The organism is Fulvivirga aurantia, from assembly GCF_009711475.1.
GTDB classification, from domain to species: domain Bacteria; phylum Bacteroidota; class Bacteroidia; order Cytophagales; family Cyclobacteriaceae; genus Fulvivirga; species Fulvivirga aurantia.
Genome location: NZ_SMMD01000847.1, coordinates 1 through 11,019, shown reverse-complemented (window position 1 = coordinate 11,019; position 11,019 = coordinate 1). Strand labels below are relative to the sequence as shown.

Below are 11,019 nucleotides of genomic sequence, written 5' to 3'. Positions count from 1 at the left end.
TTCCGAATCAACAAGCTGAACTATCCTTCTTACTTCCTAATCACCCCAGTCAGAAACCTATTTTTCAGGCGCCTTTTGCTGGCAAAGGGGTCTACTTAACCATCGAAGTCGATGATGTAGATGAAGTTTATGAAAAGCTGAAAAGCAAAGGCATAGCCATCGAAATTGACATAAGAGACGAGCCCTGGGGAGACAGACATTTCGCTATCACAGACCCAAATGGAATTGGGATTGATATTGTAACATATTCAGCACCGGAATAGAAATAAGGATTGGCTCAACAAGCATTAAAATCGATTAAAATACCCAAGGTTAGGTATTGACTGCAGAGTTTCAGGTAAGTAATTTTATTGTATAATCTTTTAAACACCTGATCCAATGACACTCTCTAGAAAATTTATTTCAATACCAAAAACGGAACCCGTACCTATTCATATTGGAACTACGGAAAGAACATTTTTTCTTATCAACACAGAAAAGTCAGATTCCGGTCTTGATATCTCTGTTCAAACATTTAAGCGTAATGGCAGTGTTTCAGAAATCTGTAAATTACCGGCAGGTGATGAAGCATTCATTACTGCTACCGAAATTTCAATTGCCGCTTTAGATTCAGTGTCCGAACCTGTAACAGTGGAAGCAACTTATCTCGGGTAAAGAAGTATTCTATAAAATTCCAAAAAGAATTTCTATTTCTAAAACTCAAAATGGCATTCCATTACTTTGTGGTATCAAATATTTGTGTGACCAATCTTCCATACTTTTTTTACTCGTTTTAAAAGTGCCAATGCCATAACATTCTTTTCCTCCTTCCTGCAATTATCCTCTCCTGTCACTACCTTGAAGTAGTACATTCCGTATAAATAAAAAACTCAAGAACCATGAAGAAGCTATACCTCACCCTGGCGATCATCGGGTTTATTTTACCCAGTGTTTTAGTTACCATCGAGTCTGTAGAAACTGGTAATATTTTGCTTTACGCTCATTTGATGGATACAATAGAGGGAATGTTTGCCAACAGGATTTCTACGATATTTATGATCGACCTCCTATTTGCTGTGTTGGTATTCTTCATATGGTCATACCATGACGCCAAAAAATCGGAAGTCAAGAATATCTATCTGGTATGGCTACTGACTATGCTCTTTGGCCTCGCTGGAGGGTTTCCTCTTTATTTGTACATGAAAGAAAAAGCTAAAACCGAGCGTTAAGCTTCAGTACTTCTAAATTTTAGATACCTTCACCCATTAATAGTTTAGTGTAATTTCTATGCCAACACCCTCTCTCAGGTTTAGAGAACTATCAATCAATGATGCCAAAGATTTGTACGAAATCTACTCCGACAGGGAGGCGATGAAGTACAGAACCAGCAAACCTATGACGTCTAAGAGTGATGCAGTGGAGTTCATAGACAATAAAAATGTTACTACAGAGCGGTCTCAAATTTTTAGAAAGGGCATTATTTTAAATGACACAAAACAGCTCATTGGAAGCGTAATGCTTAGCATCGATCATGATACACCCCACGCATGTGAAATTGGCTATTCCATCGGTCGCCAATACTGGGGAAGGGGCTACGGAAAGGAAACTGTTAAAGAGCTGTTGCGCATGATTAAAGAAAAATATGACTTTAAGGAAGTGATTGCATGGTGCCACCATGAAAACCAGGCCTCGCTTAAAATATTAAATCAACTCGGGTTTATTTACACAGCCCAAAACGCTGAAAAGACTATTTCCTGCTACAGAAAATATGTACAATAAAAATCTTAAAGCGCACACCGAAATTCTCATCTGAAGTTAAAACAAGCACATCCACTTATACGTATTGATAGGTTAGTCAATCTCATTTTGTTACGTGATCAATGAATCGCATCCTTGTAACCGGGGGCACAGGCAATTTAGGCAAAGCCATTGTCGCATTGTTAATAAAAAATAATTGTGATGTAACGGTATTGACCTCTCAAAACTACCTACCTACCACTAACCATGTGAGTTATACTTATGGCAATTTAGCCATAGCCAACAGCCTTTCAGGGTTAGAAAACGCTTTCGATATTATAATCCACTGTGCGAGCAATGCATTAAATACTGCAGCGATCGATATTGAAGGATCTCAAAATCTCATCAGTGCCATATCAACGAGCAGGATCAAACACTTCATTTACATTTCGATTGTCGGTGTCGATCAAAGCAGTTTTGATTACTACAAGAGCAAGGTTTATGTAGAAGACTTTCTAATTGCATCGGGCCTGCCCTACTCCATCATTCGAGCCACGCAATTTCACGATTTTATATATCATTGGTTGATCAAACCAATCGATACAGGCTTAGAAAACAATCTCCAAATCCCGTCAGACCTATATTTTCAGTCTATCGACAAAAATGATGTGGCCCGAAAGGTGCTGGAATTGACAACGCTAGGACCAATCAATAAAACAATAAACATCGGTGGCCCTGAAGTCTTAAAATTTGAGCAAATGGCTGAGGCTTACCTATTTCTGTTAAAAAGGCAGAACAAAATAGAGTTTGTTCCACCAATAAGTGAGATGCATCGCTTATTTACCACGAAAATTAATTTGTGCCCGAGAGCCAAATATGGAAAAATTTCGTGGTGTGACTATTTAAGACAAACCCTGGTTGCAGACAGTAAACCTATATTATAAGACTTCAAACACCCTGATGCTGCTCTCTGAGCAAATCATTGACTGTCTTCACCGGGTTGAAGGTTTCTATTGGCACTTCAACAAAAAGGGTGATCCAATCTGACATGGCTCCGTTCCACAGGCCGGGTAGCTCCAAGGCTTTGAGCGATTTGCCACTCTTTGACTTTTCTGTGATAAAACCTGTGTCCGGGTCTACATATTTAGTAAGGTCAAATTTACTGCCATTATGATCTTTAAACGCACAAATGAGATCTACAGGATTGAAGTGAGTGGCCGATTGTAATGCGCCCTGGGCTTCTTTGTCATCTGGGTTAAACTGCGATGTTTCTACAATCTGCAGGCTATTGGAGCCGTCTTTTTCTTCTATCCAAAAAGGGCCTCCTCCGGGCTCTCCGGTGTTGGGCACCATACCACAAACTCGCAAAGGTCTGTTTAGCTGTTGTTTTAAATAGGTAGCTTTTTCATTAATCGACATAGCATCATACCCAGATTTAAAACTAAGCATGAGCTTATCTTTAGCGAAAGCTTCGATCTCTTTCAGTTGATTCTCATTCACCTCATTTTCCAATTCTCGCACGTAAGCAAATAGCTTTTGTTGTGTATCGATCAATAAACCTCCCAGCGCCTTTTTATACTTTACAGTGGGCTCCTTGAGATGGTCAGGCACTACATTGTCTATGTTTTTCACAAACACAATATCGGCATCTATCTTGTTGAGGTTTTCTATCAGCGCCCCATGCCCTGCGGGTCTGAATAAAATGCTTCCGTCATCTTCACGAAACGGTTCATTGTCAGGTGTAACAGCAATGGTGTCTGTATTCGGGTCTTGTTGCGAGAAGTCTATTGTAAACTTGTCATAGCCCTGCTTTAGTTCTTTTACATGCTGATCAAAAGCTTCCTGATGCTCGGGAGAAACCGTAAAATGAAGGTGCACCTCTCCGTTTTTGCCTTTGGCATAGCGTTCTCCCTCTGCGAAATGTTCGGCTGTCGCTGTTCTGGCATCAGTGCCATATTTATGAAACTCTAAAAGTCCTTTTGGCAGCTGACCATAATTTAGTCCTTCCGGTAAAAGCAGCGCCTTTACAATCTCGTGGTATTTCTTATCTTTTCTGGCCTCCTCGAGCGTTTGGCCATTCTTTTGCATTTCTTCATCGAGGGATTTGGCAAAAGCGAAATGCTGCAAGTCATCAAAAAATTGGGTAAGAAACTCGTCATTTTCTACTACAGACTCATCTTCTTCCAAAAAGGAAAATAAACGCTTAAACATCCTACTCGCAGCACCACTTGCGGGCACAAACTTCGTGATATGATATTGATCAGCATTCCGCTCAAAAGAAGATATATTTTGATCCAAATCATCATCAGATAACCTAATAATGCCATCACCCACAGTAGCCGGTTTAGTGATGGTGAGATAAGGGAATCCATTTTTAAATCGGTCGAGTTGTTGTTCTACCCGGTCGATTGATTTTCCCATTTTTTTAATATCGTCTTTTAGCACTTGATCCATTTATTTTCTCTGTTAATGTTGTTTTAAAAAAGTGTAGATGCGGCTTTTATGTAACTCTGCTCATAGGCCCTGTACAAATTTTTCCAATCAAAGCATTCTGATAAATCCTCTGATTTATTTCGCATATCTACACGAGCTCTGCTGCTGTTTTGTATAAACTTCAACATGGTACTACACAAGTCTTCAGCAGCTTCATCAAAGCTCTTGTTCGCTCTTTTAACTATGAAAATACCATGTTGTTCATCTCCAATGGGCACATTTTTCATATAATCTCCAAAACCGGATAAATCTGAAGTAACAGCAGACACCCCACGTGCCAGGCACTCAAGTGGTGTGTAACCCCAAGGCTCATAGTAACTAGGGAAAACACCCAGATGGCAAGCCCTCACGAAGTCATCATACTCCATACCAAACAAAGGATTGGTAGAAGAAATGAAGTCTGGATGATAAACGATTTTCACATTGTCTTCTTTGTTATTTACAAGGTTTGAGCAACGCAAAAAATTCAGAATCTCATCATTGTTATCATCTACCAAATTATGTGTGACTACTGGCGGCAATTGGTCAGTTTTCCATGATTGTATAGTGCGTCTGTGGCGCAATTTCCAGTAATCGTCAACCAATGCATTAAGGTCAGGTAATTTATAATCGCCTTTGCTTGCGGCCGATTGACGGATAAGCCTTTGCTTTACCTGCTCTACAATTGCATCACTATTGGTGTGAATTTTATCGAGCATAGCTCGTGCATTTAACACATCCGGGTTGATGGATTGAACCGGTTGTTTGGTCACAAAAAACATCACCACTGTTAGAGGTGAATTCATTTGCTTAAGATGATGGTTGAGCCTGGCCAGCGCCTCTAGTGTGAGGTCATAACCTTTATTGGAATACTCAAACCGCCCTGACGTAAAAAAGTATAGTGTCTTATTAAGATCGAAAGAATAGCTCTGAAAAAAGTGGCCCATCACAAACTGCTCAAGCACATCTTTGTATTTGTGATGTAGATTTTGCACTTCATGCACTACAGAAAAACGCTCGATATTAAGCCCATTGGGCAAAATAAGATCAGGACTCCGGCCCAGCAGGTGCAAGCACTCCTTACCGGTAACCTCACTTACCGTAGTAAATACATGAGCGCCATGCACACAGGCTCTTTCAAGCATTACATTGGCTTCAATATTGAAATTTTTTGCCTCACTCTGCCAGTCCATAAATGGCAAATGATCGTAAAACTTAGGGTCATTCATCGCCAAATAACGCCCGAGCAAGGTAGCATGAGTAGTAAAAACGGTTTGTAATGGCACCTGATCTCTCCTGAGATTTGGCAAGGCAGAAGCGGCCATCCATTCATGAAAATGAGCCAGTGGCTTCACCTTATGTTTCAATGCTACACGGGTAAGCTCAGAAAGAAAAAGGTGCACCATGTACCCAAACGCCAACACCTCATCCATCAACGGATTGTGTTGGTTGAAATCTATCCTATGATTTTGCCAGTAATAATATTTGATAGTGCCCAGCTCATGGTAAACTGAGAAGTGATTGAATAAAATCGTTTTTGGCCTACCTGAAACCAGCCAAAACCCGCTTTTAATATCTAAACCTTTGGCCCGACAGTTGTCGATGGCCTCTTTCAGAATTTTATGCTCAAACTCACATTCTTCAAAGTCGGTGCTGGCTTCTTTTTTAGCATACGGCCCAAGCAATACATAATTTTCACCCCAATGCCTGGCCATGGTAGGTACTTTTGACCTGATAACAGTGTAAATACCTCCTACCTGATTACAAACCTCCCAGGCGATTTCGGCCAGTAAGTGCTCATCTGCATTTAGTGTATTGCTTTCTGCCATATATTTTTTATTTGCCTCTATAGAATATTACGCGACTTTACTTCCTCCTCTAATTCTATTTTAAGTTAAAAAATGATTTCAACATCATTCTATAAATCACCAAATATCATTGGGTCTGATAAAAAATACTCGGGGTACTTAGTGTAAAATGTACAATAAGTATCTTAAATTGTATAAGAATTGACACCAACCCAGCCTTTCGACTCATTTAAAAAAATGTAGAAAGGTGCATGTTGAGCTGTTGACCCATTTTACAGAAAAGGGAGACATGATGGAAGAAACACACAAGGAAACCACAACACAGAAAGACACAGAGTTTGAGGGGAATTATATTGAGAAATTTAAGGATGCAGCCGAGGTTGAGTATTACCCTGGTGAGTTAATCAGCTGGAAGCTAAAAAAGCAATCTTTAAAAATATACGCCAAAAACACAGTTTTACAGCTAAGTATCATTGATCAGAAAATACTGAAGTTCAGGTTTTCTAATGATGGCTATTTCGAAGACGATTTTTCTTACGCTATCGACCCGGACTACGAGCATGGCGATAGCCGCTATAGGTTTGAAGACCAGCCTGATCATATACTTATAAAAACTGCACTTCTGAAGTGCTACATATCAAAAAAGCAGTTTACAATCAAAATCTGTAATGAGCACGATGAGGTCATTATGGAAGATGAAAAAGGCTACCATTGGAAAGAAGAAAAGAAGTTTGGAGGAGATGTTGTAATCACCACGCTCAAATCTGATCCTAGCTACAAATATTATAGCCTTGGCGATAAAACAGGTCGCCTCAACTTAAACGGCACCAGACGTGAACTATGGGGTACAGACTGCTACGGCTATGGCAATGAAACCGATCCGGTTTATAAAAACATTCCATTTTTCACCGGACTCAAAAATGGTCGCGGTTACGGTATTTTTTTAGATAATTCTTTCAGAACCTTTTTCGATTTCGGAAAAGAAAGAAAAGAAGCCCTAAGCTTTTGGGCTCAGGGTGGTGAAATGCGCTACTATTTCATTTATGGCCCTGACCTACTCGATGTAGTGAAAGAATACACAGAACTTACCGGAAGAGCACCGATGCCACCCAAGTGGGCGCTGGGCTACCACCAAAGTAAGTGGAGCTACTACCCTGAAAGTACCGTAAGGGAGCTGGCCGATAATTTCAGATCAAAAAAAATCCCATGTGACGTGATCCATCTAGACATCGACTATATGGATGGCTACCGATGCTTTACCTGGGACAATGAGCGATTTCCTGACCCAAAGAAAATGATCGCTGACCTTAGGGCTGAGGGTTTCAAAACCATTGTTATTATTGACCCGGGCATTAAAATCGACCCTTATTATCCGGTGTACCAGCAAGGGGTTCACCACAATTACTTTTGCACACGCATGGATGGTGCCCGTTTTAAAGGTAGCGTTTGGCCCGGTCCGTGCCACTTCCCCGATTTCACCAATCCGGAAGCCCGAAAATGGTGGTCAGGTTTATTTAGCGGCCTCGTAAATGATGGCATAGCCGGTGTTTGGAATGATATGAACGAACCTGCTGTGTTTGAAACAGGCACCTTCCCTCGGGATGTAAGGCATGATTATGACGGCCACCCGTGTAGCCACCGAAAAGGGCATAACGTGTATGGTATGCAAATGGCGAGAGCAACTTATGCCGGGCTCAAAAGATTTAATGGTAATGAACGCAGTTTTACCATCACCCGATCAGCTTTTGCTGGCATCCAGCGGTTTAGCTCTGTTTGGACTGGTGATAATATTGCCACTTGGGAGCATTTGAAAATTGCCAACGTACAGTGCCAGCGCTTAGCAGCCTCGGGAGTTTCTTTTGTCGGTTCAGATGTAGGGGGCTTTATAGGCTCACCTGATGGTGAATTATATACCCGCTGGATTCAACTGGCTACTTTCCACCCGTTTTTTAGAACACATTCTTCAGGCGACCATGGAGACAAAGAGCCCTGGCAGTTTGAGGATAAATACCTGAGCATAGTAAGAAGGTTTATTGAGTTGAGGTATGAATTAATGCCTTATTTATACACCACTTACTGGCAGTATGCAGAGTTTGGCAATCCGATGTTAAAATCAATTTCTATGGTTTACCAAAATGATACAGAGACCCTCAACCGGGAAGAAGAGTTCTTGTTTGGTGACCATATCTTGGTTTGCCCGATTTCTGAGAAAGGTGCCACCAGTCGCACCATGTATCTGCCCGAAGGCCAGTGGTTTAACTATTGGACACATGAGGTACTGGAAGGAAAAAGAGAAATAAAAGTAAATGCGCCACTAGATCAAATACCAATTTTTGTAAAGGCCGGAGCAGTGGTGGCCATGCAGCCAAAAATGCAATATGTCGATGAGTTCGAGCCGGAAGCACTTACATTAAACGTGTACCCTGGCAATGAGCCAACAGCATCGGTACTTTATGAAGATGATGGCCACACCAAAGACTTCGAAAGGGGTGTGAGTTTGGTGAGAACTTTCATACAAAAGCATGACGGCAACTTATATACGCTTACGCAAACAACCGAAGGAGATTTTGAGTCTGGATTTAAGCAATTTGAAGTGATTTTACACGGTTTAGCACACGCACTGGAGACTGTAGATGTTGATGGTGAGTCAGTGGCTTTTCTTCAGGAAAGAAATAACATAAAATTCATGATACCTAAACACTTTAAAGAGATAAAAATCGAATATTAGATCACCTAAACCACGACCCCAATGAAAGTATTAATGATTGGACCCGCCAAGTCAGAAATTCAAAATTATGGATTAGGCCTGGCTACAGAAAACATCGCCAAACACCTAAGTGCCAAAACAGAATTGACCATTGTTTCTCCAGCACAAGTAGCTGAAGCTGAAACGGTTGAAGAGACTGAAAATATGACTATTGGTGTACAACGTGTTTTGCTTGACACAAAAACTGTAGATGCTACAGCGGTTCACATTAATATTTCTTCAGCTCTTACCCCTTACTTTTATCACAGTCAGGCAAAAACAGAAACAAAGGACGAGTCTGATATTGCGCTGGAGCTACAAGATGCACTGCAAGCCTATAACCAAAGTGTGATCGAGCGTACGAGCTCGCTGGAATATGACGTAATTTATGCCCACGATTGGCTGTCTATAGGTGCTGCATTGCAACTCAAAGCCAAATACAATAAACCATTGGTGCTGCACATACACGCCCTCGATTATGACCGGGTAGGAAAAAAAACCGCTTCCTGGGTCTTTGATTTGGAGAAAGAAGGCATGCAAAAGGCTGATCACATCATTGCTGTGAGTAACTACCATGCGCAGGTTATGCAAAAAGTATACGGTATAAATGAAGATAAAATCACGGTGGTACACCTTGGGATAGATCCAGCTCGAGCAGCTGCTTACGAGTCTCCCTTTAAGGAGAAAATTATACTCTTTGCCGGCAGATTGAGTCAACAAAAAGGCATTTTCACTTTTATAGAAATAGCTGAAAGGTTACTGGCCCAAGATGATAATCTGAGATTTATCGTAGCGGGTGATGGTGAGCTTTCACAGGAAGTGGTAAGCAGGGTAAACGAAAAGGGACTACAGCCATATTTTAATTTTACCGGTCTTCTGGAACGTGAGGCACTTCATGGTTTGATGAAAGAAAGTAAAGTAATGGTCGTTCCTTCCGTGTCTGAGCCTTTCGGTCTTGTAGCTCTTGAAGCAGCGCTAAACGATCTTCCGTTGGTCATAAGCCCGAATAGTGGCGCTTCTGAAGTGTTAACAGGTGCTTTTATACCAAAATCCGACAGTGTGAATGATTATGTAGAGCAGGTTGAGTTGGTGCTCAGTGGTTCTAAAATTGTGAAACAGGGTATCGCTGAAAACACTGAAATGGTAGCACAAAGAAAATGGGCACATGTTGGAGATGAGATATTTGATATTATAGCTGCTCAGCATGAATAAGTTTCAGGTATTACATTATCATTTTACGTTGAGCTTTAAAAACCTCTCTTTTCTGGAAGTTGGAAAATCGGGCAACTTATCTGAGGAAGAAATAGATGAAAAACGATTTGCCGAGGCTTTTGAGAAAGAAATAAAAGACAAGCTCTCTCACCTGATCAATCACCTAAAAGAAGGTAATCAGGTGCTGGTATATTTTAGCGCGCCTTTTCTGAGTCATTTGGCATTGCAAAATGTGGCTACAATAAACCAAATCAAGAAGTACCTGGATGCTGGTCAGGTTGAGCTTATCGGATCCTGCGCTTATCACTCGCTGAGCTATTTGTGCCACAAGCAGCTATTTCGCAAAGAGATTGAGCTTCATCAGCAATCTTATCGAGAGCACTTTGATCAGGAAGCACAGTTTTTTATCAATACAGCAGGATTGTATGACAACGACCTCTGCAGTTATCTTCATGAAATAGGATACAAAACGACTGTCGCTCCTGCGAATAGCTGGCACCTATCCGGGGTAACCCCGGGTGAGGTACATTGGTCTGCCGGTGAGCAGCCACTTCAGGTTATTTTGGCCAACGGTGACCAGCATAACAGCGAGTATGTATCCCTGGCCGATGGCTATGGCTCTTCTTATCAACAAAAGGAAGTTCAACATGCAGGCATCTATGAGCTGAGAAATAAGCTTTCTGCGCATCAATCAAAAGACATATACCTGGCGAGTATGCCCCTGAGTTCTCCGGAGTGGGTGTTACCCATCACCTATTACATTTCCGGCCCGCTACAAAAAGCCCTGATCAGGGAGATAAAGTCGCTGATCGATGCTCATGCTGATAGGCTATCGGATGATGAATGGAAAATACTTATGCTTTTATGTCAACCTGAGAAACTGCTTAACCTCAAAGACGGTACAGATGAAAACCCCTATCAGGCCTTTATTTACAGCATGAATATACTCACAGCCATAGCCCTGCGCCACACATAAACATCCCCTCTGGGGACTTTTTGCGGTAAAAATATATTGTATTGAGTCATCCCCCTCCACCCCCTCCTGTTTGAGGATGACTTATATAT

Annotated in this window: 10 protein-coding genes; 8 read left to right on the top strand and 2 right to left on the bottom strand. The window is 41.3% G+C overall.

Going from position 1 to position 11,019, the window contains the following annotated elements:
* The 5 genes from E1176_RS12680 to E1176_RS12660 all read left to right on the top strand — a co-directional run.
* Positions 1–263, top strand: a 263-nt coding sequence (locus E1176_RS12680) for a VOC family protein (protein WP_185152788.1), incomplete at its 5' end; no start/stop codon positions are given.
* 115 nt (positions 264–378) lie between these two features.
* On the top strand, positions 379–654 hold the full coding sequence (locus tag E1176_RS12675) for a hypothetical protein (protein ID WP_155211005.1): 276 nt from the start codon (positions 379–381) through the stop codon (positions 652–654).
* A gap of 224 nt (positions 655–878) precedes the next feature.
* Complete coding sequence (locus tag E1176_RS12670) at positions 879–1,208, top strand: DUF2834 domain-containing protein (protein ID WP_155211004.1); 330 nt, start codon at positions 879–881, stop codon at positions 1,206–1,208.
* Between the two features lie 58 nt (positions 1,209–1,266).
* Entirely contained in the window at positions 1,267–1,758 is a 492-nt protein-coding gene (locus E1176_RS12665; RefSeq protein ID WP_155211003.1) for a GNAT family N-acetyltransferase, read from the top strand.
* Between the two features lie 101 nt (positions 1,759–1,859).
* A complete protein-coding gene (locus tag E1176_RS12660; RefSeq protein ID WP_155211002.1) occupies positions 1,860–2,660 on the top strand; it encodes an SDR family oxidoreductase in 801 nt (266 codons plus the stop codon).
* A 4-nt stretch (positions 2,661–2,664) separates the two neighbouring features.
* Here the strand turns inward: E1176_RS12660 and E1176_RS12655 are convergent, their stop codons facing one another.
* Both E1176_RS12655 and E1176_RS12650 read right to left on the bottom strand, forming a co-directional pair.
* Positions 2,665–4,170, bottom strand: coding sequence for a DUF4301 family protein (locus E1176_RS12655; protein WP_155211001.1), 1,506 nt, complete (start codon positions 4,168–4,170; stop codon positions 2,665–2,667).
* 23 nt (positions 4,171–4,193) lie between these two features.
* Positions 4,194–6,017 (bottom strand): glycosyltransferase, encoded by a 1,824-nt coding sequence (locus E1176_RS12650; protein ID WP_155211000.1) that lies wholly within the window; start codon positions 6,015–6,017, stop codon positions 4,194–4,196.
* A gap of 226 nt (positions 6,018–6,243) precedes the next feature.
* On the opposite strand from E1176_RS12650, the gene E1176_RS12645 reads away from it, so the two are divergent.
* The 3 genes from E1176_RS12645 to E1176_RS12635 are packed head-to-tail and all read left to right on the top strand — an operon-like array spanning position 6,244 to position 10,930.
* The gene (locus E1176_RS12645) at positions 6,244–8,724 is read left to right on the top strand and encodes a glycoside hydrolase family 31 protein (protein ID WP_343030531.1); all 2,481 of its coding nucleotides are present in this window, start codon (positions 6,244–6,246) and stop codon (positions 8,722–8,724) included.
* Positions 8,725–8,745: 21 nt separating this feature from the next.
* A complete protein-coding gene (locus E1176_RS12640; RefSeq protein WP_155210999.1) occupies positions 8,746–9,954 on the top strand; it encodes a glycosyltransferase family 4 protein in 1,209 nt (402 codons plus the stop codon).
* Positions 9,947–10,930 (top strand): polysaccharide deacetylase family protein, encoded by a 984-nt coding sequence (locus E1176_RS12635; RefSeq protein WP_155210998.1) that lies wholly within the window; start codon positions 9,947–9,949, stop codon positions 10,928–10,930. The genes E1176_RS12640 and E1176_RS12635 overlap by 8 nt, the downstream gene beginning before the upstream one ends.
* Positions 10,931–11,019 lie beyond the last annotated feature (89 nt).